The 26,359-nt window shown below is 41.1% G+C and carries 25 protein-coding genes and 1 pseudogene; 6 read left to right on the top strand and 20 right to left on the bottom strand.

Features of this window, described 5'->3' with window-relative positions:
- Nucleotides 1-248 precede the first annotated feature (248 nt).
- Both ilvC and ilvN read right to left on the bottom strand, forming a co-directional pair.
- Nucleotides 249-1,274: a ketol-acid reductoisomerase gene (ilvC, locus tag LKD48_RS07820; protein WP_227099907.1), complete on the bottom strand. Its 1,026-nt coding sequence runs from the start codon at nucleotides 1,272-1,274 to the stop codon at nucleotides 249-251.
- 111 nt (nucleotides 1,275-1,385) lie between these two features.
- Complete coding sequence (gene ilvN, locus LKD48_RS07815; RefSeq protein ID WP_227099908.1) at nucleotides 1,386-1,883, bottom strand: acetolactate synthase small subunit; 498 nt, start codon at nucleotides 1,881-1,883, stop codon at nucleotides 1,386-1,388.
- Between the two features lie 363 nt (nucleotides 1,884-2,246).
- Here ilvN and LKD48_RS07810 point away from each other — a divergent pair, with 363 nt between their 5' ends.
- Both LKD48_RS07810 and LKD48_RS07805 read left to right on the top strand, forming a co-directional pair.
- Nucleotides 2,247-3,677, top strand: a complete 1,431-nt coding sequence (locus LKD48_RS07810; protein WP_308731665.1) for a spore germination protein — start codon at nucleotides 2,247-2,249, stop codon at nucleotides 3,675-3,677.
- A 119-nt stretch (nucleotides 3,678-3,796) separates the two neighbouring features.
- Complete coding sequence (locus tag LKD48_RS07805) at nucleotides 3,797-4,642, top strand: GNAT family N-acetyltransferase (RefSeq protein WP_308731664.1); 846 nt, start codon at nucleotides 3,797-3,799, stop codon at nucleotides 4,640-4,642.
- Between the two features lie 66 nt (nucleotides 4,643-4,708).
- Here LKD48_RS07805 and rsgA read toward each other — a convergent pair whose 3' ends face one another.
- From rsgA to LKD48_RS07790, 3 genes are all read right to left on the bottom strand, one after another.
- Nucleotides 4,709-5,743, bottom strand: coding sequence for a ribosome small subunit-dependent GTPase A (gene rsgA / locus LKD48_RS07800; RefSeq protein WP_308731663.1), 1,035 nt, complete (start codon nucleotides 5,741-5,743; stop codon nucleotides 4,709-4,711).
- A gap of 143 nt (nucleotides 5,744-5,886) precedes the next feature.
- Nucleotides 5,887-6,888: a CRISPR system precrRNA processing endoribonuclease RAMP protein Cas6 gene (cas6, locus tag LKD48_RS07795; protein WP_308731662.1), complete on the bottom strand. Its 1,002-nt coding sequence runs from the start codon at nucleotides 6,886-6,888 to the stop codon at nucleotides 5,887-5,889.
- 78 nt (nucleotides 6,889-6,966) lie between these two features.
- The gene (locus LKD48_RS07790; protein ID WP_308731661.1) at nucleotides 6,967-7,485 is read right to left on the bottom strand and encodes an NUDIX domain-containing protein; all 519 of its coding nucleotides are present in this window, start codon (nucleotides 7,483-7,485) and stop codon (nucleotides 6,967-6,969) included.
- A gap of 170 nt (nucleotides 7,486-7,655) precedes the next feature.
- On the opposite strand from LKD48_RS07790, the gene LKD48_RS07785 reads away from it, so the two are divergent.
- Nucleotides 7,656-8,105 (top strand): hypothetical protein, encoded by a 450-nt coding sequence (locus LKD48_RS07785; protein WP_308731660.1) that lies wholly within the window; start codon nucleotides 7,656-7,658, stop codon nucleotides 8,103-8,105.
- Nucleotides 8,106-8,311: 206 nt separating this feature from the next.
- On the opposite strand, the gene LKD48_RS07780 is transcribed toward LKD48_RS07785, so the two are convergent.
- The 9 genes from LKD48_RS07780 to LKD48_RS07740 all read right to left on the bottom strand — a co-directional run bounded on the left by LKD48_RS07780 (nucleotide 8,312) and on the right by LKD48_RS07740 (nucleotide 17,172).
- The gene (locus LKD48_RS07780; protein ID WP_308731659.1) at nucleotides 8,312-9,214 is read right to left on the bottom strand and encodes an ABC transporter permease; all 903 of its coding nucleotides are present in this window, start codon (nucleotides 9,212-9,214) and stop codon (nucleotides 8,312-8,314) included.
- Nucleotides 9,215-9,217: 3 nt separating this feature from the next.
- Entirely contained in the window at nucleotides 9,218-10,021 is an 804-nt protein-coding gene (locus tag LKD48_RS07775) for an ABC transporter permease (RefSeq protein ID WP_308731658.1), read from the bottom strand.
- A 17-nt stretch (nucleotides 10,022-10,038) separates the two neighbouring features.
- Nucleotides 10,039-10,827: an ABC transporter ATP-binding protein gene (locus tag LKD48_RS07770; protein WP_308731657.1), complete on the bottom strand. Its 789-nt coding sequence runs from the start codon at nucleotides 10,825-10,827 to the stop codon at nucleotides 10,039-10,041.
- 238 nt (nucleotides 10,828-11,065) lie between these two features.
- Complete coding sequence (locus LKD48_RS07765; protein WP_308731656.1) at nucleotides 11,066-12,121, bottom strand: amidohydrolase family protein; 1,056 nt, start codon at nucleotides 12,119-12,121, stop codon at nucleotides 11,066-11,068.
- A gap of 55 nt (nucleotides 12,122-12,176) precedes the next feature.
- Nucleotides 12,177-12,953 (bottom strand): ABC transporter ATP-binding protein, encoded by a 777-nt coding sequence (locus tag LKD48_RS07760; protein WP_227099917.1) that lies wholly within the window; start codon nucleotides 12,951-12,953, stop codon nucleotides 12,177-12,179.
- A 42-nt stretch (nucleotides 12,954-12,995) separates the two neighbouring features.
- Nucleotides 12,996-13,790, bottom strand: coding sequence for an ABC transporter ATP-binding protein (locus tag LKD48_RS07755; RefSeq protein WP_082868749.1), 795 nt, complete (start codon nucleotides 13,788-13,790; stop codon nucleotides 12,996-12,998).
- A 25-nt stretch (nucleotides 13,791-13,815) separates the two neighbouring features.
- Nucleotides 13,816-14,640 (bottom strand): ABC transporter permease, encoded by an 825-nt coding sequence (locus tag LKD48_RS07750; RefSeq protein ID WP_308731655.1) that lies wholly within the window; start codon nucleotides 14,638-14,640, stop codon nucleotides 13,816-13,818.
- A 56-nt stretch (nucleotides 14,641-14,696) separates the two neighbouring features.
- Complete coding sequence (locus LKD48_RS07745) at nucleotides 14,697-15,647, bottom strand: ABC transporter permease (RefSeq protein ID WP_227099920.1); 951 nt, start codon at nucleotides 15,645-15,647, stop codon at nucleotides 14,697-14,699.
- Nucleotides 15,637-17,172 (bottom strand): ABC transporter substrate-binding protein, encoded by a 1,536-nt coding sequence (locus tag LKD48_RS07740; protein WP_308731654.1) that lies wholly within the window; start codon nucleotides 17,170-17,172, stop codon nucleotides 15,637-15,639. Before LKD48_RS07740 ends, LKD48_RS07745 begins: the two co-directional genes overlap by 11 nt.
- 321 nt (nucleotides 17,173-17,493) lie before the next feature.
- Between LKD48_RS07740 and LKD48_RS07735 the strand changes: the two genes are divergently transcribed.
- Nucleotides 17,494-18,639, top strand: a complete 1,146-nt coding sequence (locus tag LKD48_RS07735) for a hypothetical protein (RefSeq protein ID WP_308731653.1) — start codon at nucleotides 17,494-17,496, stop codon at nucleotides 18,637-18,639.
- A 14-nt stretch (nucleotides 18,640-18,653) separates the two neighbouring features.
- Here the strand turns inward: LKD48_RS07735 and LKD48_RS07730 are convergent, their stop codons facing one another.
- Nucleotides 18,654-19,706 (bottom strand): acyltransferase family protein, encoded by a 1,053-nt coding sequence (locus LKD48_RS07730; protein ID WP_308731652.1) that lies wholly within the window; start codon nucleotides 19,704-19,706, stop codon nucleotides 18,654-18,656.
- Nucleotides 19,706-20,338 (bottom strand): epoxyqueuosine reductase QueH, encoded by a 633-nt coding sequence (locus LKD48_RS07725; protein WP_066564513.1) that lies wholly within the window; start codon nucleotides 20,336-20,338, stop codon nucleotides 19,706-19,708. The genes LKD48_RS07730 and LKD48_RS07725 overlap by 1 nt, the downstream gene beginning before the upstream one ends.
- 86 nt (nucleotides 20,339-20,424) lie before the next feature.
- Here LKD48_RS07725 and LKD48_RS07720 point away from each other — a divergent pair, with 86 nt between their 5' ends.
- A complete protein-coding gene (locus LKD48_RS07720; protein WP_308731651.1) occupies nucleotides 20,425-21,312 on the top strand; it encodes an MBL fold metallo-hydrolase in 888 nt (295 codons plus the stop codon).
- Nucleotides 21,313-21,498: 186 nt separating this feature from the next.
- Here the strand turns inward: LKD48_RS07720 and LKD48_RS07715 are convergent, their stop codons facing one another.
- Both LKD48_RS07715 and LKD48_RS07710 read right to left on the bottom strand, forming a co-directional pair.
- Nucleotides 21,499-22,038 (bottom strand): GNAT family N-acetyltransferase, encoded by a 540-nt coding sequence (locus LKD48_RS07715; RefSeq protein WP_308731650.1) that lies wholly within the window; start codon nucleotides 22,036-22,038, stop codon nucleotides 21,499-21,501.
- Between the two features lie 108 nt (nucleotides 22,039-22,146).
- Nucleotides 22,147-22,863: a sulfite exporter TauE/SafE family protein gene (locus tag LKD48_RS07710; RefSeq protein ID WP_308731649.1), complete on the bottom strand. Its 717-nt coding sequence runs from the start codon at nucleotides 22,861-22,863 to the stop codon at nucleotides 22,147-22,149.
- 411 nt (nucleotides 22,864-23,274) lie between these two features.
- On the opposite strand from LKD48_RS07710, the gene LKD48_RS07705 reads away from it, so the two are divergent.
- On the top strand, nucleotides 23,275-24,669 hold the full coding sequence (locus LKD48_RS07705) for an alanine/glycine:cation symporter family protein (protein ID WP_066564522.1): 1,395 nt from the start codon (nucleotides 23,275-23,277) through the stop codon (nucleotides 24,667-24,669).
- A gap of 9 nt (nucleotides 24,670-24,678) precedes the next feature.
- On the opposite strand, the pseudogene LKD48_RS07700 reads toward LKD48_RS07705, so the two are convergent.
- Both LKD48_RS07700 and LKD48_RS07695 read right to left on the bottom strand, forming a co-directional pair.
- Nucleotides 24,679-25,734, bottom strand: a pseudogene (locus LKD48_RS07700) (ABC transporter ATP-binding protein); the annotation flags it as partial.
- A gap of 13 nt (nucleotides 25,735-25,747) precedes the next feature.
- Nucleotides 25,748-26,170, bottom strand: coding sequence for an ATP-binding cassette domain-containing protein (locus tag LKD48_RS07695; protein ID WP_331466822.1), 423 nt, complete (start codon nucleotides 26,168-26,170; stop codon nucleotides 25,748-25,750).
- Nucleotides 26,171-26,359: the final 189 nt, after the last annotated feature.

The raw sequence follows: 26,359 nt of genomic DNA, 5'->3' as shown, positions 1-26,359 counted from the left end.
ATCAGCAGCCAGCCTGCTGCACAAATAGATCCAGTCATTACCTATCGGTTTTTTCATATCCCTTGTAGTATACTTGATACACGAAAGAAAAACAAGATTTTTCGAAAAAAAGACTGGCAGATTTCTCCACCAGTCCCTAAAATTTTTATAAAGTGAGTTCAACTACATATTAAAAAGCTCACCCGCGCCTACCATGCGCAAAACCGCCCCTTAGGGCTTAATCGCTGCTTTGCAGCTGTTGTATCAAATCAGTTATCGATCAGCTTCTTTGTATCCTTCCAGCTCATCAGACTTCTTAACTCCTCGCCAACCTTCTCAACTGGATGTTCAGCCTGCATACGTCTCATAGCCAAGAAGTGTGGCATACCAACCTTACTCTCTAACAGCCATTCCTTAGCGAATGCTCCGCTCTGGATATCAGCCAGAACCTTACGCATTGCGTTCTTAGTATCCTCAGTAATGATCTTCGGTCCAGTGATGTAATCACCATACTCAGCAGTATTGGAAATGGAGTATCTCATTCCAGCGAAACCAGACTCATTGATCAGATCAACGATCAGCTTCATCTCATGAATACACTCAAAGTAAGCTGACTCTGGCTCATAACCTGCCTCAACAAGTACCTCATAACCAGTCTTCATCAATGCACAAACACCACCGCAAAGAACTGCCTGCTCACCGAACAAGTCAGTCTCAGTCTCCTGACGGAATGTTGTCTCCAGAACACCTGCTCTTGCGCCGCCGATAGCCAATGCGTAAGCCAGTGCCAGATCATGTGCCTTACCAGTAGCATTCTGATGAACAGCGATCAGACACGGAACACCCTTGCCTTCCTGATAAGTAGAACGTACTGTGTGACCTGGTCCCTTCGGTGCGATCATTGTAACATCAACATCTGCCGGCGGAACGATCTGATTGAAATGGATTGCAAAGCCATGAGCGAACATTAACATCATACCTGGTCTTAAGTTCGGAGCTACACTCTCATTGTACATAGCTGCCTGCTTCTCATCATTAATCAGAATCATGACAATATCTGCTCTCTTAGTAGCCTCTGCTGCTGTATATACTTCAAATCCTTCTGCTTCTGCCTTTGCCCAAGACTTGGATCCCTTGTACAGACCAATAATGACATTGCATCCAGATTCCTTTGCGTTCTTTGCATGTGCATGTCCCTGGCTGCCATATCCGATAATTGCAATGGTCTTACCCTCCAGTAAAGACAGGTTGCAGTCCTTCTGATAATAAATTGTTGCCATAACTTTATCCTCCATATAGTGTTGTAGAGCAGCTGCCCTACTAAATATGCAAAACAAGACTCTAATATTAGAGAGTTGCAATGTCGCGTTTTAATATAACTATTGATATGTTTTAAAGCATTTCCATTAGGAAAGGCTATTTTCAGAACCTCTTGACAAACCTGTGATACCAGTTCTTGCTAACTCAAGTATCGTAAACTTCTCAAGAAGCTTTGTGCAAGCATCCAGCTTGCTTTCATTTCCGGTAAGCTCAACCATCATAGATTCTTCTCCGACATCTACGATCTTTGCACGGAAGATATCTGCAATCGCAATTACCTGCGCTCTTTCCTCCGGTTTTGCTGCTACCTTAATCAAAATCAATTCTCTACAGACAGACGCATCAGCAGGCAACATCTGAATCTTTGATACATCTACCAGCTTTGCGAGCTGCTTTTCAATCTGCTCAAGCACCTCTGGCTCACCCTCTGCCACAACTGTCATTCTGGAGTGACGCTTATCCTGTGTCTCTCCAACCGTCAGGCTGTCAATGTTATAACCTCTGCGGCTGAATAATCCGGCAACGCGGCTCAGCACACCGGCTTCATTATCTACCAACAATGAAAAAACAACTTTATTACTCATGTAATCACCCTTGTATCCTTCCGATTCAACGCTTTCGCTGCAAACATCCCAAATATTTTTTTGGCTGCCTGCACGATTAATCATAACAATGTTTAGTTTCATTGTCAAGTGACAAATTTAATGTTGATCCGTGCGAATTTAATCTCTTTCGCCCTTTAATCTCATTTAATTTGATGTGCAATCGACTTTTATTGATTTTTTGTAACTTTCTACTACATGTGTAAAATCTTTTTTTCAACTACAAATCACCGACAAATTTTATTCCATATTTAAACATTTTGTCCAAAATGGAAAATGATTCAAAGCATATTCGCTCCAAATAGGTAAAAACTAAAACAAGATCCACTAGAAAGGACTACAATTATGGAAAAACTTTCAAAAAATATAGATATCAACATGAACTATCTTTCCAAGCTTCTTTGTATCAACAAAAGCTTTGATCTTATCACACGTGTCATTGAATTAAAAGGACACAAAGCTGCTATTTACTGCATTGATGGCTTTGTCAAAAGCGACACACTTGAAAAGCTTTTGGAATTTATGTTTAAAAAAACAGACTCCTTCAAACAGCCTGAAGATTTTCCAACGGATGCATCTTCTTTTTTGACCCTCTTGCTTCCCTACTGTGAAATCAAACTGGAAGCAAACTTTGCGCCTGCCGTCACCTCGCTATTAAAGGGAATGAGCCTTCTTATTATAGATGGCTATGATCAGCTTTTTATAATAGACTGCCGCAGCTACCCTGCAAGAAGCATATCTGAACCTGACAAAGATAAAACCATGCGCGGTTCTCGCGACGGTTTTGTTGAAACACTTGTATGTAATACTGCCTTGATACGGCGGCGAATCCGCGATCCGAAGCTAATCATGGAAATGCAGCAGGCTGGAACACGTTCCAAAACAGATATCTGCTTATGCTATTTAGACGATCTTGTTGATAAAAAGCTTTTATCATCTATACGGAAACGGATTCAAAATATCACTGTACAATCACTTACTATGAACCAGGAAAGTTTAGCTGAATGTATTTTTCCATACAAATGGTTTAATCCATTTCCCAAATTTAAATTTACAGAACGCCCTGACGCTGCATGCGCTGCCGTATTTGAGGGCAATCTGATAATACTTGTTGATAACTCTCCAAGTGCCATGATTCTTCCTTCTTCTTTGTTTGATATTGTTGAGGAAGCAGACGATTATTATTTTCCTCCGCTCACCGGCACCTACCTTCGCCTAACAAGAGCTCTGATTGCACTCATGACATATTTTGTTCCCGTTTTGTATCTACTTTCTACCATGCACCCAACAATGCTTCCTGATTGGTTATCATTCATTGCTATAAAAGATAATATCAATGTTCCCATCATTTTACAGCTTCTTATTTTAGAGCTGGCGCTTGATGGCCTTCGTCTTGCAGCTGTAAACACACCAAATATGCTGTCCACACCTCTTAGCATCACAGCTGGTATTGTCTTAGGTGAGTTTTCAGTTAAATCTGGCTGGTTCAATTCGGAATCTATGGTCTATATGGCATTTATTTTTGTAGCCAATTATACACAATCAAGCTACGAATTTGGTTATGCACTCAAATTTATGAGAATACTGACTCTTATTTTAACTGCTATTTTCGACTTCTGGGGCTTTGCAGCAGGTGTTATTTTGTTTATCAGCTCTATGATCTGCAACAAGACAATAAGCGGTTATCCTTATCTGTATCCAGTCATTCCATTCTCATGGAAGGCACTTTCAAGGCGATTTTTCCGGTCACGGCTTACAGACGTTGAATCCAAATAAATGACCACTGTTTTCAGGAATCTCTTGTCTTTTTCTGTCTACTCATGGTATACTGACTGCAGTTTGTAAGCGCAGACAGATTCCTATGGTATCTGCTGCAGAAAGGTTAAAGGTATTCCATGATTAAAATAAAAGAATTTACTGAATTGACAGAAAAGGATAAGGCTTACATCCGTGAGCTTATTGATGACTGTATCCGCTATGAGCAGCTTGAACTTTCCGTACCAGATTTGGATGAAGAAGACGGCACTGCATATTTATATTATCAGTCTTCAAAAAATCCAAAGCTCATCAGTGTACTTTTTTGCTATGATCTTGAGGATTATCTCGAGGTTAGCGCCTTCACAAGTCCTGCTCATCGCTGCCAGGGTGCTTTCACAAGTCTGTTCCAGAAGCTTATGGAAGGATACGAGGAAACTCCAGTATGCTTCTATCCAGATGGAAACAGCTATGATGCGCTGATGACAATGGAAGTATTAGATTGTGAATATAGTGGAACAGAGCATTTGATGAGGTTAGAGAAAAGACCTGAGGTGGCTGGGGATGCTGCAATTGCAGAAAATAATGCCACCGTTACTCTTTATCCGGCAACAAAAGATGACTTACTTGCACTTGTCGCAGTTCACAGTGCCGCCTTCGATATGGAAAAAGAAGATTCCATCGCATTCTTAGATCAGTCATTTGATACTGGAGAAACCATCTGGTGCATTGCTGCAGGCGGTACAATTGTCGGCCTTGTATTAACCTCAATCCAACCAGACCAGACAAATCTCTATGGACTTGCAATTCATCCTGAGTATCAGGGAAAAGGCTATGGCCGCGATGCAGTAAACGTGCTTTTGCAAAAGCCAGAGATCACCTTCCCAGTTACACTACATGTGACAGAGGAAAATGAAGCTGCGTTTAAGATTTATAAAGGGATGGGATTTGTTACTACACAAGAATTAATGGAGTATTGGTACTAACTAATGTAAGGCAACAAAAATTCACACGACAAAAATGCCGCTGGTCATATGACTCGCGGCATTTTTTCACCTTTTTCTTGTCTTATTCAATGCTTTCCTTGCCTTTGCTATTGCCTTCATATCTGCACTTTTTCTGCTTTCGACATGAAGTGAACGATACAGTTCAAAACGCTCTTTTGATAATTGGCCATTCTCCAATGCCTGCCTTACTGCACAGCGCGGCTCGTTTGTGTGTGTACAATCACGAAAACGACACTGCGCCGCCAGTTCTGCAATATCTTCAAATGTATCATCAATTCCTTCGTCCACATCGCAAAGTCCAATCTCCCTCATACCTGGCGTATCTATTATGACAACATTATTCGGTAGTTCAATCATTTCTCGATATGTTGTTGTATGGCGTCCTTTCGCATCTTTTTCACGAATCTCACCTGTTTTCATAATCTCTGTTCCTGCTAATGCATTGACAAGTGTTGATTTTCCAACACCTGAGGATCCTAGAAGTGCAATTGTGTTTCCTGGCTGCAGATACACCTGTAATTTATCCATCCCATAACCTGTCAAAGCACTGACCGCATGAACTTTTATCTGTGGAAGCATTTCTTTAAGCTGTTCTTTCAGTTTTTCCACATCTGGACATAAATCCACTTTAGTCAAAATTACTATCGGCTGTACGCCTTCCTGCAAAACAGTTGCCGCATAACGCACTGCACGATTGACGCTGAAATTGTCATTCAATGACATGACAAGAAAGGCATAGTCAATATTTGCTGCCATTGGCTGTTCTTTCATACTTTTTGCCGTATCTGGACGCGTCAGGAAATTTTTTCGTTCACAGATCTCTATAATTTTTGAATCACCTTTTGGATTGTAACGAAAAGTCACATAATCTCCAATTACTGGAAACATAGTTTCTTCCTTATAAAATTTTCCACTTAATTTTGCCGGGATCTCCCTTTCCCAATATCGAATTAAGTAACTATTTTTCTGCACTTCGCTGATACGTCCTAAGCGTTCTGTGTGTAACCACTGTTCATCAAATACATCCAGCTCTTTTCTGCCTTCGCCTGTCTGATGGTATTCTTCTTTTCTTTCTTTCAATTCTAATCTCTCCTGTCTTTATGCCAGAAATCAATTGATCTCTGTTTTTAACAAGATTATAAAAATTCAACTTGTATATGTCAATATTACAGGTGTCCCGAGAATTTTTCCATCCATTCTTGTTCTAATGCCCTCACGGGCTATTACCACATCACCTGATACTCTCCAAATCCAAAGCTGCTGTTTTTTCCAATATGAAGCAATTCTCCTGCAAACAGCAGTTTCATTGTATCTTCATTTGCACCATCGAACCAAACTTTTCCTTTGATTCCACGAAGTGTCATTGCACTGTCTCTTCTATTTGAATAGCGATTGACTCCTTCTAATCTTGACTGTTGGCGCGTAGTAACAGCTGTCTCTGGCGTTTCATCCCAAAATATTTCTGCTTCGATGCCTTCAAAGCAGTCCAACATGTACAGGCGACGGCGAATGGACGCGATGATTGGATCCATTTGAAGATCCTGAATAAAGGCACCCTGATATTTCACTGTGAATGGTGTATGAAACGTCAGCATCCCTGAATAACAGGCGTCACTTACATGAGAAAAACTTTTCTGCTGTTCTTTTGGCAGCTGTGATTCCTGTAGCTGTACTTTTTTTAGCTGTCTCATTCGGTAATCAATATATTCTCCCAGCATGGAAATTTGATAGTTTCCCATTTGAATGCTGTTATTTACAAGAATATCCTGCCAATACTGATTTTTAACAGAAACAATAATAAAATGTGCCTGATGCTTGCCAAGACCTGATACTCCGAGCATACTGATTGCCTGAAGATATTGATTAAAGTAAACAATATTTTTTCCGAAGAGAATTAGCTGAAAGCTTAACTGATCTCCCTGATAAAACTCTTCCTTATAATTATCACATTCAAGCACATAGCCTACGCTCTCGCCCGTTGTCACAAAAGATGGCTTCTTTTCATATTTAGAATACATGATGCGCTGCACGATACATTCATCTAAAAAATCACATTTTTCACATTCGCGCCCACGCACACAATTAGCACGCAGCAGCATTTCTCCGATTCCACCACGAATAGCAGATACCTTCTGTTTAGGCAGCATGGTATCCTCTGTAAATTGTACTACAAATGTAAGTTTTGTATAGCGAATGTCCTGTGACTTTATTAACAGCTGACTCATGCTGCACCTCCTTCTTCATTTTCACTACAAAGCCTCTTCTGCAAATATACTTGTATTGGCTTTGTTTTTAATATCTGCTTAATCGAACAAACGATAAAACTCATCCTTATATCCAGCCATGTGATCCCACACTGCAGGACTAAGCATCTTCTTCTCTGCCATTTCCTCAAGCTGTAGAAGTGTTACCTTGATAACATCCTCTGTTTCTCCCTCTTCAAGATGAACCTCATCAAGTGCCACATCTTTAAAAACGGCATAATTATCGCCAAGGAACTGACCAATATGATTATCTCCAAGCTCAATTAGCTCATCTTCTTCAATCTGAATGCCTGTTTCTTCCTTAAGCTCACGCACAATGGCATGTCTGCTTGTCTCTCCTGAAATCATATGACCACCTGTGTTCTCCCACTTGCCAGGTGCATAACGTTTTTGACTGCTTCGTTTTGTGAGCAAAATCTTTTTTTCGCTGTCAATTACCCAGATACCAACACAGTACAGGCAATATCCATACGGAACATTCTCGCCTGCCTGAATGGTCTTTCCTGTTTTTCTGCCTTGCTGATCATATAAGTCCCATTTTTCCTGTTTTGCCTGCATAGTGTTTTCCTCTCTTCCTCTTTACTTCTACTATTTTCCAATTAAGTCTACTAGGAGTTGCCCACTTTGTCAATATATGATATGATAATACAAAAATAACAGGTTCATTTAACATTACAGTTCACGGCAAAGCCCCATGAACAGTAACTCATTACACAGGAGGCATTATTATGAATTTTTCTTTATCACCAGAAAACGTTTCTGCATGGCGTGAAGGTCATGTTATGAATGATATCGTATTTAACCTTGGATGCTGCTGTCCAGGACAGGGCACTGAGGAAGTCTTTTCTTATATTGAAGTCGTTTATCAGAATGGTAATCGCCACTATTTCTATGAAAATGAGGCTGGATTTAAGCGTTTCGAAACCGATTTTTATGATAAGCGATTCACTTCCTTTCACGAGTTCTGGACAACAGAAGAGGCTGCCGAGGAAAAACGTGATCTGTTCTCTTTCCGCTACTATGTACGCCGCCAAGAAGATGCCTATACACATCTTACCACTTCTGAGATGGATGAATTAAAGACAAAGCTTCCGGCTTCCTGTAAGAAGCCAGATCGCATCACACAATTTCATCACTATGATCGCACGGTTAACTATCACGAAGACTCAGAAAGCTAAACTTGAAGCATAGGGGTCACGCAAAACACCTTACAAAACAGCAAAATATCCAGACACTCGCGTTCTCTTTCGAAGCAATGTCTGGATATTTTTATGTTTTTTGATACAAAAGTTTACTCTATAGTCACTAGCTCATACTCTATACTTCCAAAACCAAGCTCTGCAGCTGCCTCAATTGTATGAACTTCGTGTCTATCATTGCACTCTCACGACCCGCTAGACTTGTAGTGGCGCACGCCAAAGCGCCACAGCACATAACACGGGATCAAAAAAATAACAGCAAATAGTGGCATTACCATGTTCCAGAGAGAAGTAGTTCTTCCTAGCAAATATAAGAGCGGATAATACTGAATCAGCGCATACGGAACAATCACGGTACAAAACTGCAGCATGCGCTTTCCGTAGATTCCAATCGGATATTTGCCATATTCTCTTGCACCATCTGTTAACACATTCATAAATTCGAGTCCATCTAGTGTGAAAAAGCAAAGTGCTGCATATACCATGAACAATCCTGAAAAAACTGCTGCCCCACCGATCAGCATGAAAATCACAGTCAAGATCCGCGGCAAATTCCAATCAATTTGTACGTGCATAACGCCATAAATAAACAAGATAATTGCTTGAAAGCTTCTTCCTATTCTTGATAATTCAAATTTGCTTCCAAGCACCTGAAGGACTTCGTTTCGCGGCCGTACCAGCACACGGTCAAATTCGGCATGGCGCACCATACCTGAAAAACTGTCAAAACCTCTGGCAAACATTTCTGCCAGAGAAAATTCGACCAGAACAAGCGCATAACAAATCAATACTTCACTATAGGTAAAACCTTTCACCTCGTGGAATCGCTGAAACATGAATGTAATTCCCATAAACACGTTAAATGAAAACAAAAACTGGCCAAGTGTCGTCAAAAAGAAGGAAGTCTTATACTGCATTGCACTTCGAATATGAATACTGATATAGTGCAAATACAGATGAACCGCTGAAATCCTTGCATTCTCAGCTTTCATGTTGCCTCTACTTCTTTTTGTATGCCTTTTTTCATTTTGATTTCCATTATGATTTCTATTTTTGTTTCTTTCGATTCTTCTATTCATTCTTTCCATGACTCACCCTCCCTGCACAACTAGCTTTTTTTCAGCAAGTTTAGCAAATCGCCATCCAACTCCAACAAGCACAATGAGCCAAAATATTTGAAGAAAAATTGCCTCTGCCATGGCGCGGCCTGATAAATCTCCTGAATAGATTCGAAATGGAACATTCTGCATAGCAGCAAACGGAAGCACCTTTAACACGCGCTGTACCACCTCTGGCATAAATGGAAGCGGCACAATTTGCCCCGATAAAAGCTCACAGGCAGACGCGTAAAAAATGCGAATTCCTTGGGCTGAAATCGTAAAGCAACAGCTGGTATAAATAATCACGCCAATTGCAACTGTTACTAGTGTTCCAAGTATCATTGTCAGTAAAAATAAGAAAAGCGTCATTGGATCCTGTGGAAGCATCAATCGATATGGCTTTGGCAAAAATAGTGTCACAACTAAAATTGGCGCACAGCGAAGCAATGCCTTTGACACACGGTTCGCGACACTTCTTGCAAACCACATGGAATAAATATGGACAGGGCGGCACATCTCATATGCAATATTCCCGTCCATAATAGATGAAAAAATCTCAGGTTCCATCATCCATGCCATAAACAGCGCCAAAAATGCCTGCTGCAGCCATAGATAACTGACAACAGCTTCAAAGCTCATTGGAAAGGCAGACGCATCTGCCTGATAAAATGCTCTAAAGACAAGAAGTTCCATAAATCCCCATGTAAACTGGGTGACGACTCCAGCTGCTGCTGCCGCGCGATATTGTAATCCCATCAAAAAGCGCATGCGAAAAAAAGAGAGATACTTTTTCATTTGACTCATCTCCCCTCTTAAATCTCAAGGCTGCGGTACAGCTTTACAACGGCCTCGTCCATGGATGCGGCATCTTGCTTTAGTTCTTCCGGGCTTCCATCCATCAAAATGCGCCCTTTTCCAATCAGCAAAATGCGATTTGTCAATGCCTCAATATCTTGCATATCATGAGTTGTCAAAATGACAGTCGTCTTGTGGTCTTGATTTAATTGCTTAATAAAATCGCGCACTGCAAGCTTAGACACAGCATCCAGTCCAATCGTCGGTTCATCCAAGAAAAGAATGCTTGGACTGTGAAGTAGCGATGCAGCAATCTCACAGCGCATTCGCTGTCCAAGTGAGAGCTGTCTTGCTGGTGTTTTTAATAATTCTGATAAATTTAGAAGTTCTGTCAGTTCTTCGAGATTATTTTTATACATTGCCTGTGAAATGGAATAAATATCCCTCAAAAGTTCAAATGAGTCAATTACCGGCACATCCCACCAAAGCTGACTTCGCTGCCCAAACACAACTCCGATATCCTTTACATAGGAAATGCGATCCTTCCATGGAATTTTTCCGTTGACAACACAAGTTCCCTCATCCGGCGTTAAAATGCCACTTAGTACCTTAATTGTTGAACTCTTGCCAGCTCCATTTTTGCCAATGTATCCAACCATTTCTCCGTCACCAATCTGAAAACTAATGTGATCAAGTGCATGAATTTCTTCGTATTCACGCCGAAATAAGCTGCGGCAGGCTTCTCTCATGCCTGCTTTTCTCCTTGCGACCTTATAGGTCTTACATAAATTTTGTACTGTAATCATCGTACTTCCTCCTGGTAGTCATACAACTTATCACGGTTCTCACATATGTGTGAACTGTATCTTGCCAAGTAGGTCTGCCTTTTATGGATTTTGCCATAAAATACCTATCTGATCCGGTTTGTCCCGCCTTCGGGCCCGTCCGTTCTATGGTTTGTCCGTTCTCGTACATGCTGTACATTCTTTTGCAAAAGGACTTTTACTATAGCGTATTTTCAGGTATATGTCAAGAACTTATTCTTCACATTCTGCAAATCTCAGCTTTTAATTCTTCTGGTGAATTAATCTCATACGGATGGCTGTTTAATCGGATTGTCGAATGAAGGCACGCACCTGTCTCCTTTTTTGTAAGGGTCTGCCCACAAAATGCCGCCCAAGCTGCCTCTTTAGGCACACCATAGCGCTGCAATGCAAAAACTTCCTCATATTCGTAAGCTAAAAGCTTTGGATCAGAATAAAAATCAGTGCCGCAAGTCATGCGAACACCTTCTTTTACACAATATTCTACTGCTTTTTGATGTGCTATAACAGCCGGACGCGCATGCTCTGCAAAAAATGATGCGACCTGCAGTGGATTATCATTAGCGGCAAGCAGCTGATAAATTGCTGCTGTCGGAACGTAGAGTATGTTTTTTGATGATAATTCATATGCCTGTCTTTGATTCATGTAAATACCATGCTCGACTGAATCCACACCTGCCTCAATGCACCAGTCTAGGCTGTCTCCGCCCCATGTATGAACCATGACAAGTTTTCCAGCCGCATGATAGTCTTGTACTAGCTTGAAAAATATTTCTTTTTTCATTGTTGGAATCAGTACTTTCTCTGGTGGTGCACCGACACCGCCTGTTGCAAAAATCTTTACCCACAGACTGTTTCGTTTTTTTATACAATTCTGAAAAGCACTGTCTTTAGCATTTTCACCATTCACCATTCCAGAGCATTCGACAACAGAAGGCGCATTTTCTTTAGTGCTTTGTTTCCATGCATCTGCCTTGATGCACTCTAACCCGCCTGCATCGCGAACTATACGAAAACCCATAGCAGCAAGTTCATTAAGGCAGCGCTTAATGCGCCCTTCTACATCCAAGCTACTTCTCTTTTCCTGATCATCATGATCAAAATCAGTCCATCCTGCATGGAGGTGGAAATCTACAAAACCTGGAATTTCATATTGTATCTGACTGATGCCTGTTAACACTTTTGAACCGGTCACATCTGTTTGTGCTTTTAATTTGTTTGAATTATCTGCCTGATCTACATAAATTTCTTTTATCCAATCTGCTCTCTTTTCCATGGTTTCTTCCGTTTCCTCTCATTGACTTTTCTCTCATCTTTCACGGTCTACTTCTTCACTCTAAATACGGCAGAGTTGGCACACTGTCAAGCAGAAGTTTTCCATACTCTGTTTTAGGTTTAGCAAAAAAAGCTTCCTTTTCTCCTGTCTCTTCAATTTTTCCATCCTTCATTACAGCCACCTCATCACAGATATCATAAATAACACCCATATCATGCGAGATGAAAAGAATTGTCAGCCCCATCTCCCGTTTAAGTTCTTTGATTAACTGCAGCATACGAAGCTGCACTGAAACATCTAAAGCACTAGTTGGCTCATCTGCAATCAAAAATTTTGGTGAAACACAGAGCGCTCTTGCAAGTGCAATTCGCTGCTTTTGTCCGCCGGAAAAAGATGATGGAAAACGTGAAAGTGTATCTTCTGGAAGTTCCATGCGTTGTACCCATTCCTGACATTTTTCCTTTACATGCGCCCTGTCTGTAATTTTATGAAACAGCATTGCATCAGAAAGTATTTTTTCTATTGTGTGCTTTGGATTTAATGAACCTTCTGGATTTTGAAATACCATTTGAATTTGTTTACACTGCTGCTTGCGATGCAAATGCTTTTTCTTACTATAAAGCATTTCTCCATCAAATACAACTTCTCCCGTATCAGCCTGCAAAAGCCCAGTGATAACCTTTGCCAGTGTTGACTTTCCTGAACCTGATTCTCCAACTAGACCAAGTACTGTATTTTTTTTAATATCAAGACTGACATTATTTAATGCAGGGTATTCTTTGTATGATGCCTGAATATTTCTAATTTCTAAAAGTACATCACTTTTTTGCATTTTGCTGCCGCTCCTTCTTAATGATATATTATTATGTTGGGATCATCTATGTGGAATACGCAAAATTGCTGACAAAAGCATTTTCGTATACTCATCCTTAGGTGTTAATAAAATCTCCTTTGTTGCAGCTCTTTCCACAATTTTTCCATGATGCATCACAGCAAGATGACTGCATATGCCTGCTGCCACTGCCAAATTGTGAGTGACGAACAATATGGCAAAATTCATCTCTTTTTGCAGCGACAAGATCAAATCAAGTGTCTGCTTTTGAACAGTAACATCAAGCGCCGTGGTCGGTTCATCACATAAAAGCACATCTGGGTTACAGGCAAGTGCCATGGCAATCAAAATTCTCTGACATTGTCCACCGGAAAGCTCTGATGGAAGGCGATCCTTTTTAGAAAGCTCTTTCGGTAAGCCAAGGCGCTCAATTAGCTCATTAGCGCGGCATACTGCTTCTTTTTTGCTCACATTTTGCCTTATCATAACAACCTCAATGAGCTGTGCAAAAACAGGACATAGCGGATCGAGTGCACTCATCGGATTTTGAAAAATCATTGCCACATTTCCGTTAATCTTTTTTTCTTCATAGCTCTCTGAAAGATTTTTAGGAAGCAGTCCTATCAGGCTTTTTAATGTAAGTGTCTTTCCTGAACCTGATTCTCCAACTAGGCCAAGCGTCTCTCCTCGCTTTAACTGCAAAGAAAGATGATCGACAAGAAGTCGGCCATCTTTTCCAGTCACTATTAAATTTTTTACTGATACAATCGGTTCTACTGCTTTTAAATCTGATGCTATGGATTTCACTGTTTCAACTGAATCAGTCTGCTTTTCCATAAAATTCTTACATCCTTTCTTTTTCTTAACGAAAACGATCTGCAAGCCCATCTCCTATAAATGAGAGCGCCACTCCTGTATATACGACAAACATACCTGGCAAAACTGAAAGCCACCAGGCACTTGTCATAAAGGTTTGTCCCTCTGAGATCATGGTACCCCAATCTGGTGTAGGTGGTGAAATGCCAATGCCCAAGTATCCAAGCGTTACAATAATGACGAGAAGTCCAACCATATCTGTCATTAAAAGGACAATTGCCTGCGGAATAATATTGGGGAGCAATTCACAAAATAAAATTCGAATATTAGAGTATCCAAGAATCTTTGCTGCAGCAATCCACTCTGAATTTTTAAGTGCTGCACTTTGTCCTCGTGCTACCTTGCAGTAAATAAGCCATCCAACTAACAAATATGTGATAAAGATACCGTGCGAACCTGCACCAGATGCAAATGCGATCACAATGACAAGCAAATAAAATGGAAATGCGATAAATGTATCTGATGCCATTCCTACCAGCCAGTCAATCGCACCGCCAAAATATCCTGCTGCCATTCCAAGAGAAATACCTATTATAAATGGTGCTATCTCAGCCATAACCATAATCCATAGATCAGTTCGCGCAGCATACAGCGTTCTTGTGAATAAATCACGCCCTAATTGATCTGTTCCAAACAAGTGCTTTGCCCCAGGTGCCTTAAGAAACTCTGCAAGATTTTGTTCCAGCGGATCATATGGGCAGATCACAGGCGCCAGTACAGCTAAAACTACCAGTAGACCCATCATAAAAAGACCGATCCACAATGTCGGCGCATGTGTTTTTTTTAATTTTTTTCTTTTTGCCTGTTTCATAACAATATGCGCCTTTGCCCTTTCATTTTACTTAATATGTTGTACTGTCGCTATTTTCACACTTTTGCCATTCGCGGATCAATCTTCTTTGCAATCAAATCAACAATCAAGCTAATAATGACAACAAAAAATGCGCAGTACAGAGTAATTCCCTCTACAAGTGGAAAATCACGATTGGATATTGCCTCAAATAATAGCTTTCCAATTCCTTTTACAGCAAATACCTGCTCAACCACAAGTGTTCCGCCTATTAAATAAGACAAATTGACAGAAAGCAGCATCAATGTTGGCACTACTGCATTATGAAGCACATGTTTCCATAAAATTACACGTCTTGGAAGCTTTGCTGCACAAAGCGTAAGCACAAAATCTGCATCAAGTGTTTCTATCAATTGCTCTCTAAGTGAACGCACAAGCGGCGGAATCTGCCCAAATGATACAGTTATTGATGGCAAAATCAAACTATAAATCATGCCTGCTGTCCCTTTTTTCAGACCGCCAACTGGAAACCACTTCAAATTGACAGAAAAAATAAGAATCAAAATTAGTCCGATCCAAAAAACAGGCATACCATGCGCAATAATAGGAATAATCCTAATTAAATGGTCTGCAATGCCATCTTTATGTGTGGCTGCCGTAAATGAAAGAAGCAGTGATATAACAATTGAAATAGTCATTGACATGACAACAAGCAAAAGTGTCACTGGTGCATACTGTAAAATCAGACTGCGGCACGATACGCCATATTTAATTGAATTGCCCGTATCTGCATGTAAAAATACGTTTTGCAGAAAAATGAGAAACTGCTGCCCAAGTGAATCATTTAAATGCAGCTGCTCTCTTAATTGATTTACTGCCTCATCTGTCGCATGTTCTCCAAGAACCATAACAACTGGATCTCCTGGCACGAGACGAATCAGTAAAAAAACTGCTGCTGTAACAAGTGCAATGACAAGAGCTGCCCTAATAAGCGCTCTTGTCATCGTTTTATAACTATTATTCTTCAAAATAAACATCCTCAAAGTGGACACTTCCATTCGGCAATACAGTAAAGCCCTCTACATTATCTCTCAGTCCAACTACGTTCTCTGAATTATACAGTGGAATATATGGAACTTCATCTGCTAAAATCTGCTGCAGCTCTTCGTAAACTGCGGCACGCTCATCTCCGTCTGGTGTCACTTGTCCTTTTCTCATCAAATCTGCTGCTGTCTCATTGTTATAAGAAGTCCAGTAGCACTTGCTCCATCCATCTGGATCGACCTGAAATGCAAAAATAGAGTTTGCATCAGGATAATCAGCTGTTGCACTGTTGATCATCATAGAGAAATTTAAATCGCGGAAATCTGAACGGAATGTTGAAATTTCCTGTGCATTAATTTCAATATTGATTCCAATCTGTGCACCTGCTGCCTGAATGATCTGTGCCTCCTGAAGACGTGTATTATTTCCAGATGCGATGCTGATCGTAGTGTCAAAGCCATCAGGATATGCAGACTGTGCCAATTCTTCTTTTGCAGCGTCAATATCATACGAAAGCGCATTTACCGTATCATTTGTCTGATACAAAAGCGCACGCGGAAGAACAGTGTTTGCTATCTCCGCATAGCCAAAGGTTAATGCCTTTGTCAGTGACTCTCTGTCAATTGCCATTGCAAGTGCACGGCGTACATGCTCATCACTGAAGTGCTCATCAAGCGTATTAAAGAACAGTTCTTCTACATTATAGCTAAAGCTGGTTGCTGTCTTCGTATCAGCATTTCCATCTACATTTGATGCATTGCTAAGTGACAAATCCTCAATTCCGTCAATCTCACCTGCAAGCAGCTGATTAAGTGCCTGATTGTCATCATCTACTACTTTATATACCAGCTCATCAATATATGGCTTTCCCTCCTGCCAGTAATATTCATTCTTTACAAAAGTCAAATCTCCAGATGGATCCCACTCGGATACGGCAAATGGACCTGTACCAACTGGATTCTTGAAAAACTCCTCCTCAGTCTTTCCACCAAAATCCTTTGGAATAATTCCATTTGAGAAATTGGCAAGCTCTGAAAGAAATGGTGTGTAAGCTGTTCCAAGTGTAATCTCTACTGTCTTTTCATCCACTGCCTCAACAGATTTTACATCTGCCTCAATTGGAAGGGATCCTCCGACTTCAAGATGGCGCTCAATGGAAAACTTGACATCCTCTGCTGTCACATCTGTGCCATCGCTAAACTTTAAACCATCACGAAGCGTAAAGGTATATATAAGACCATCATCACTGATCTTATGATCTTCTGCCAGCCAGTCAATAATATTTCCATCGTTATCAAAAGTCACAAGTGACTCAAACACCTTATCAATTGCAAAGGCATTATTTTCTGTAATTTCCTGATGAAGATCGAAAGAGGTCGTAGAATCAGATCTGGCATAAGTGAAAGTTCCACCAGATGTTGACTCCTCGCCTGCTAAAGCCAATGTACTGGCTCCAAGACTGAAAACAGTTGCCGCCGCTACTGCTGTAAGAATGTGATGTTTTCTCATAATCGTACCATGCCCTTCCATTCCCCGAAACAGACTTTTTTCTCGCCCATCAACAGGGAAACTTTATTTTGCAGTTACAGTTCACGCATCATGCTAGATGCGGATACTTGCAAACCATCATAACTGCTTAACTGCTTGAGTTCTATCATACCATGTTATTTTTTTCTGTCAACAAAATAAGAAAAGGATTTTTCCTATATTTTGCTATAGGATGTTCTTATATCGAGTCGAATTTATTTTTCTTTACGTCCTCTTAGTTTTGTGTTACACTGCAGCATAAGAAAGCGAGAGCAAACATGATATTAGCAGGAGGTTTTTTCAATGCAGGAAAACATTGTCATACTTGGAACTGGTTTTATAGCAGGCTATTTAAACAGGGGACTTCATTATCTTTTTTCAGAATTAAGACAACCAATGGTAGGAAATGTGTGTGCCATCGGAAAACATCCAGAAAAATTAGCTTCGCGTACTAATATATTAAAGGACTGTGTGCTTTGTACAGATCCAATTGACTCTGTATTATTCAAGTTCCATCCTACAATTCTCATAGTCGCGGTGCCGCCGACTGTCTCTGTCGATATTGCAAAAACCATACTTCTTCCCTATTATAATACGCTTCGTGCCGCCTCACAGCCACTGCCAGATTTGTATTCCTTTACTCCAACACCAGATGAAAACTGGTATGCGAATCTTCTCGGAAACGACGTTTCTATCGTTAAAATTCTTCCAAATATTTTTACTGACGTTCATGGAATTGATATCACAAGTGTCGGCATCAATACCATATCCCCAACACCTGCTTTTAAGCACTCTAGCCGCCGTGCACTGCTTGACCTTCTGCTTACCCCTTACGGAAAAACAGTTTCTTTATCTGCCTCTCAGGCACTGATCTTTCTGGCCGGAAAAATAACAAGCCATGTCTGCTGTGAAGCCTGCTTTTGCATTCACGAAGCCGCGCAAAAGGCTGGTCTTTCAGTTACGCTAAATGATATCGGAAAGGCATTTCAGTATGCCCAGCGATCATTCACAAAATTTTTCGATGATCCAATCCCTTCTCTTCGTCGTAACGATGCTTTACCGCCTACCATGCAGGAATTCATGCATCATTTTTCTGATTCCTGGTTTGGTGGTCTTCACGATTTCACAACCTCCATGCCGGTCTGTGTATCTGATGAGGAAGCACTGTCTCTTGATGTCTACTCCTACGCACTCAACACGATTGCCATCGCAGTAAAAACAAAAGAGGAGTTGGAACAAGATACAAAAAATGCCGCCACAAAAGGCGGCATACTCGAACGAGGAGTTGAATACTTTTATGAAGTTATCGAAAGTGAGCTTGGCAATCAGGCATTTTCTGCCGCTTGTGATCATCCGATTTCTTCTGGCTACTGGGAAACACTTCGCAGTCAGGTATGCAGCCTAAGCCGAGAAGCCTATGAGCGCAGTCTGCATCTTACATCACATTAACCATGCCATTTAGTTTACTGTGTTTTTGTTGCCTGCGCTTTCGTTGTCTTTGGCTTCCATCTAGGATAAATCATCCATGATGCAATTCCTATTACAGCAAGCGCACGCAGCGCCCAAAGCAGATACTGTCCCACCGAATAATATGTATTTTGCTCATATGGTGATAACGATACAGTTATAAGTACATGATGCAGTAAAAATATCTCATATGAATACTTTGAAAGCACACCGATAAGTTTTTTCAGAATCACGCACGGCAAATTTTTTATCCTATCCAGCGCATTTCCTGCTGCCATAAAAATCAGATACCACAAAATGCCTTCGACTGCAAATAAATACCATGTTACACGCTCTGGAAGCGGGATAAACACAACCAGGCACAACACTACAGCTGCTGCCACACCTGTGCGAAGCGATACGTTTTTTACATAGCAATACAGATAAATACCCGCCAGAAAAACAACCACATTTAATAAAATATCCTTGTCCACTCTTCCCGTATTTCCAAGAAGCTGTACCATCACTAGATAATAAAGAATCGCTGCGATTAGTGTTGGCTTTGGATAGCGCTTAACCAGTGCATACAATACCGGAAAGACGATGTAAAGGACAAGAATCATTCCGATAAACCATTCTCCGACAAGGTAGTGGCTTTGAATACCAAACAATGATGCATAGCCATCAAGTCCAGTAATAGTCCATAAAAATGACAAATCAAAAAGTTTAACTCCGCCGCCAAAGCCACCCATCAAGTAGCAGACAAAGTATGCCATATAAAATGATGGAAAAATACTCCACCAGCGCTTTTTATAGTAAGTTTTTAAGTCACTGCAGCGCTCATAGGAGATACACTGCGCGGCGCCGGACACCAGAATAAACAGTGACACTCCCTGCCAGCCAAGATACCCTTGCGCGCCAATTTTCGTTACGACAAACGGGCTTTCCATAAGGCGCGCACTCCACTCGCAGTTCATATGATAAAATACAATCAAAAGCATGGCAGCCGCACGCATAAGATCATAGGCAAAATAGCGTTTCTTACTCTCTTTTGTTTTTTGCTGTTCCATCAGATCCGTCCCTCTCTTTTTGCCTGAGCCTTTGAGTATCCGCAGCCACAATAGCTCTGACGGTACAAATCATGCTCCTTTGACAGCTCCACAGAACGCTTATAGCCATTCTTTTTCTTAAAATCTGAAAACAACCATGGGATGCCGTATTTTTCTCCCACTTCCGCCCCTATCTCATTTAATTTCTCAGCGTTTTTCATTGGACTTATGGAAAGTGTCGTTGTAACATAGTCAAACCCACCATCTGCTGCTAACTTTGCGGCTTCCTCTAAACGCAGCCTATAACAGGCAAAGCAGCGCTCACCGCCCTCGTCCATCTGCTCCATTCCTTTCGTGATCTCATAAAAGCGCTGTGGGTCATATGTTCCTTCCACAAGCTGAATCGGATAAACTGTATCAAGTTCCGAAATTAGACGTGCCTGTTCTGCGACACGTTTTTTGTACTCTGTCTCCTCTGTGATATTCGGATTATAGTAAAATACGGTAATCTTAAAGTAATTGGACAGATACTCTAACACATAGCTGCTGCACGGTGCACAACAGCTGTGCAAAAAAAGTGTCGGAACATGCCCGGCCTTTGTTTCTTTATCTATCGTCTCTTCCAGACGCTTCTGGTAATTAATTTTATTCATAAATTTCGTTTGGTTCCTTTCTTGTCTTTTTTCTATAACTCCATTATAATAAACTCCATGAAAAAAGAAAGGAGTTCTTTATATATATGGAAACAAAACTTGTTCTTCTTGGAACTGGAACGCCTAATGCATGCCCAAATGCAAGCGGCCCGTCTTCCGCAGTTGTTGTTGGGAATCGTGCGTATCTGATTGATTTTGGACCGGGCGTTGTCCGTCAGGCTTCTAAGGCTTATTTTAACGGGATTGATGCACTTCGCCCTGATCTTTTATGCACTGCTTTTTGTACCCATCTGCACACTGATCACACTGCCGGATATTCAGATCTTATTTTTACTCCATGGGTGCTTGAACGCAATACACCACTTAAGGTTTTTGGTCCAAAGGGACTGCGTCATATGACTGACCATATTTTAGAAGCATATTCCACAGATATTGATTTTCGCATTCATGGATTTGAAAAAGCAAATGAAAATGGTTATAAGGTGGATGTGACCGAAATTGAAAACGAAGAAAATCCTGGCATTATCTACCAAGATGAATATGTGAGCGTGGAGGCATTTCCTGTCAGCCACGGCACACTAACCTGCTATGGCTATAAATTCGTGACAGCCGATCGCACAATTGTAATAAGCGGCGACACAGCTCCTCTTGAACTGGTGGCCCAAAAAGCTTCTGGATGCGACATTTTACTGCATGAAGTAGAATATTCAGCTGGTATCTCTGCACGCGAACCAAAGTGGCAGAAATATCACAGAGAAGTGCATACATTAAGCACGGATCTGGCATGGGTAGCAAAAAAGGCTCAGCCTAAGCTTCTTGTTACATACCACCGAATTTACCATATGAATATCCAGGATAACCACATCAATCTGGCTGCTGAAATGGCTCGGCGCGATGAGGCAATCCTGGATGAGATTAAGACCGCTAGGTATGAAGGTTATACCGTAAACGGACGCGATTTGGATGTCTTCTAATGATGTGGGTGGCTGCCCGGTAAGCTTACAAAAGGTGGCCTCAACGAAGTGTTTGTCGGCCTCTCTTTTCCGCTGGCACCTGTTACCCTACTTATTATCATACGTTATCTTGAAAGTCCCGCTACAACGTTCGGCCTCGTAAATCACATTCGTCTCGCCGCCATTTATACTACGATAGTAAAAATTCTAGTACTTCATCTGCTGTTCTGATACGTGATATACACGTCGGTACAGCAGATTTTTTATTTTCTGGTATTCAGCTTCAGTAACTGTTCTCTGGTAAGTCATAATACGAAGTGGAATTGGGTTTCTTCCCGGAGCAATTGATGGCTGAGTATATGGATATGGATTATAGCAAAATCCATTTCTTTCATAAAAGCTAATACGCCTTTTTTCAAGTTCTCCTTCTGGCAGCTCAACTTCAAGACATGTCATTTTATTTACCTTAGCAAGGACCTCTCTTAACATGCGTCCTCCGATACCACCATTTCGTACTTTGCTGCTTACTGCAAAATGCTCAAAGAATAAGATATCATCAAACTCCCAGGCAGATAAAAATCCATCTATTTCTTTTGTTTCTTCATTTCTATGTATAAACACCTTATATTCTGGATTCTCAAATAGTTGTCTTTGACCTTCGTAGCCTCTGTATTCATCATCAGGAAAACTCGCTTCCATAATTGCATACATCTGATCAAAATCCTGTATTTTTAAAAGTTCTGTCATTTTACCCTTCCTCTCTAAAACATTTTTCCGTGTATTTATAAAGATACCTACTTTTCCGAGTAATTTCAAGCGTTCATTTCTGGTATTCTATAAAGTTGCATGAAGATCTTACATACTCTGCCAAATTAACACTGCACCGGAAATCATCAACAATACAATAACGAGTCTTTTAACAGTACGCTCTGGAATGCGCGTTCCTGCAAAAATGCCAAGGCCAAGACCGCCTAACATAAACGGCAATAACATCACCGCCTGCTTTGCAGCATCAAGTGTAATAATCCCCCAGCAAATATACAAAATAATTCGGAAGGTATTTTCAATAAAAAATACCACACTAATATTGCCCTTAAAAGCATGGCTGTCATCTGTGACACGGCTAAGGTATGCGCCAAGTAACGCCCCTACTCCGTAAAGGCCACAAAGAATTCCTGATAATACTCCGATGAAAATAGTAAAACCATTCGATTGTTTCATCGGACGTGGACGAAACTCACGAAGAAGCATTTCTGCTCCGATTAAAATAATTACAATACCGAAAATCATTTTAATTACTGTCGTATCTGCATTTTTCAAAAAGAAGGCACCCGGTATGCTGCCAAGCATGACAAGTGCAGATAGTGATCCGCAGATCTTCCAATTGATTTTTTTTCGTTCTTTCCATGCCAAAAGCAGATTTCCCGGGTAACCTAGCAATAATTCTACCGGAGAAATCGACGCATTATTTACTCCAAAACTTAAAATACTTGTAAAAACAAGAGTGTTTGCAAATCCACACAATCCCTTTATAAAAAAGGCGCAGATTGCCGCGATGATCCATAGTATCATAGGTTCTTTCTCCTTATATGTCTCTCCTTTATTTTAATGTTGTTTAGTAGTATAATGCGTCAATTCTAATATTTCAATAAATATTTAGGAAAAAATACTTATTATTTTGATTATACAGTTCTACTTTGTGACTCATCATCGTTACCTAGCTGGCGGTGAGACGATGGTTCTTTACGAGGCGGAACGTTGTAGCGGGACTTTCAAAACAATATATGATAATAGATAGTGTAACAGGTACCCGCGGAAAAGAGACGCCGACAAAGACCTCGTCGAATCCGCCTTTCGTAAGACTTTCGGGTTTCGCCCCTAAGTTCAATATGTTGAACTTTTGAAATAACGCTTGAACCATAAATTATATCGTGTTATAGTGTCCTTTGTAAAATTTTGAACTAACAAGAAAGAGGATTTTTTATGCTTCAATTTATTGAGACCGTCAATTCGGCCGTGAACAATTTCATCTGGGGTGTTCCGGCTATGGTTTGCATCTTTGGCGTTGGCCTTTATTTGAGTCTTCGCACACGTTTTCTCCAGATACGCAAATTTCCTTATGCAATTAAAACAACAATCGGACGAATGTTTCGCAAAAAGAACGCATCTGATGGTGCTTTGACACCATTTCAAGCTGTATGTACTGCACTTGCTGCAACTGTTGGTACTGGAAATATCGCAGGTGTTGCCGGTGCAATTGCAATCGGTGGGTCTGGAGCTATCTTTTGGATGTGGATCTCTGCTATTCTTGGTATGTGCACTAAATTTGCCGAGGTAACACTTGCCGTTCATTTCCGTGAGAAAAATGCTGATGGCGATCTGGTCGGCGGTCCAATGTATTACATAAAAAATGGTCTTGGAAAACGTTGGATGTGGCTTGCTTATCTTTTTGCCGCCTTTGGTGTACTGACTGTATTCGGAACTGGAAACGCAACACAGGTTAACACAATCACCACTGCTATTAATTCAGCTCTTATTGATTTTCACGTAATCTCTAATGATGCTGTGTCAACTTCTAATTTAATCATTGGTATTGTAATGGCTGTACTTGTTGCACTCATTTTGTTGGGCGGTGTAAAACGTATCGGACAAGTAACAGAAAAGCTTGTTCCTTTTATGGCATTATTATATATCGTTCTTGCTGTCGGTGTTATCGTAATCAATATCCGCACAATTCCTACAGTATTTGCTTCTATTTTTGAAGGTGCATTTAAACCATCTGCCGTAACCGGCGGCATTGTCGGAAGCATGTTTACCAGTATGAAAAAAGGAGTTTCCCGCGGTATCTTCTCTAATGAGGCTGGACTTGGTACTGGCTCCATCGCCCACGCATGTGCAGACACAAAAAAACCTGTAAAGCAGGGAATGTTTGGTATATTTGAAGTATTTACTGACACAATTGTTATCTGTACTTTGACTGCTCTTGTTATTCTTTGCAGCGGAACCACGATTGAATATGGAGCTGCAGCTGGCGCTGAGCTTACCATTTCTGGATTCACATCTGTTTACGGAAGCTGGGTTTCCATCTTTACCGCAATTGCAATGTGCTGCTTCGCCTTTTCTACTATTCTTGGATGGGGACTCTATGGTGCCCGCTGCATTGAATTTTTATTCTCAGAGAAAGTCATTAAACCTTTCATGGTAGCGTATTCTCTCGTTGCAATCCTTGGTGCAACAGCAAATCTTGGACTGATGTGGAGTATCGCAGAAACCTTCAATGGTTTAATGGCAATCCCTAACTTAATTGCACTATTTTTACTGTCTGGAACTGTTGTACGTCTGACAAAGGAATATTTCGCAACGGAAGGTGCAAAATAAAGAAAAATCTTAGCTTAACTCAAACATACCGTGATACAGCTGATAATATTTTCCCTTCTGCTCTAAAAGATCGTCGTGATCACCTCTCTCGACGATCTTTCCTTGTTCAAGGACCATAATTGCATTAGAATTGCGTACAGTACTAAGACGATGGGCAATGACAAATACAGTTCGTCCCTCCATCAGCTGATCCATTCCGCGCTCAATCAATGCCTCTGTACGTGTATCGACTGATGAGGTTGCCTCATCAAGAATGAGCACCGGCGGATCAGCTACGGCTGCACGCGCAATGGCAAGAAGCTGACGCTGACCTTGTGACAGATTGGCACCATCTGCCGTAACAAGTGTATCATAGCCATGTGGAAGGCGACGGATAAAGGAATCGGCATTTGCGATCTTTGCAGCCTTTTCAATTTCCTCCTGCGTCGCATCAAGCTTTCCAAAGCGAATGTTTTCGGCAACAGTGCCAGTAAATAAGTGTGTATCCTGAAGAACTATGCCAAGGGAACGGCGAAGCGCATCTTTTTTGATGTCACGCACGTCGATTCCATCATAAATGACAGAGCCACCCTGCACATCATAGAAACGATTGATCAAGTTCGTGATTGTAGTTTTTCCGGCTCCTGTAGAACCCACAAACGCAATCTTCTGCCCTGGCTTTGCATACAGACTGATCTGCTTTAATATCATGCGATCATCATCATATCCAAAATCTACATGATCAAAACGCACATCACCCTTTAACTCAACAAGAGTGCCATCGTTCTTTTGCCATGCCCAAAGACCTGTTTTTTCCTTGCATGGAACCAGCACTCCATTTTCCTTTTTCACGCGAATAAGATCTGTCTTTCCTTCGTCAATCTCTGGCTCCATATCCATTACTTTAAATACTCGCTCTGCTCCGGCGAGTGCAGCAAGTAAGAAATTACTCTGCTGCGTAAACTGGTTGATTGGAAGCGCTGCCTGACGCACAAATACAAGATAACTTGCCAGACTTCCTAAATCAGTATGACCATTTAAGGCTAACAGGCCACCAAGCACAGCGACAATCGCATAATTGATAAAGAATTTCCCCACTTCAAATTTTCACGCACAGTTCCTGAAATAGTACGTTTTTCTGTAGAGTAATATTTACACTGTCACGAAGTACACTTAAATCATAATCGCGCACGTTGACGCCGCCAACACAAACAACGCCCGTTGTCGCATCATACAGACGCGGAATTAGCTGAACAAGTGTCGTCTTTGCCGATCCTGTCGTTCCGATAACACCAATCGTCTGACCTGCCTGAATATGAAGATTCACATTCTCTAATGCATACTCGCGAGCATCCTCACGATATTTGAATGACACATTTTCAAAATCAATGCTTCCATCCTTGACTTTTTTCACTCCATTTTCTGGTGAGGTCAGAACAATATTCTCGTCAAGAATCTCTGCAATACGATGAGCACTCGCAAGAGAACGTGTCAATAAAAGAAACACATTTGCAAGCATCATTAGGGAATTTATGACCTGCCTGACTTAACCCAGCGGCAAGCCACTGGGGTTCCATTGACAGAGTTCTAGTGTCTGCGTACATCGCAAGGACTTTGGCACACACATCTGTTCAGGAGCAACAAAACTCGCGAACAAGCAGTCCTATGACCACATTTGTGTCGATTCGATGGAACTGAATCTTCACATTCG

This window comes from Anthropogastromicrobium aceti (assembly GCF_020687335.1).
Lineage (GTDB): Bacteria > Bacillota > Clostridia > Lachnospirales > Lachnospiraceae > Anthropogastromicrobium > Anthropogastromicrobium aceti.
This window is presented reverse-complemented; position numbering and strand designations above follow the sequence as displayed.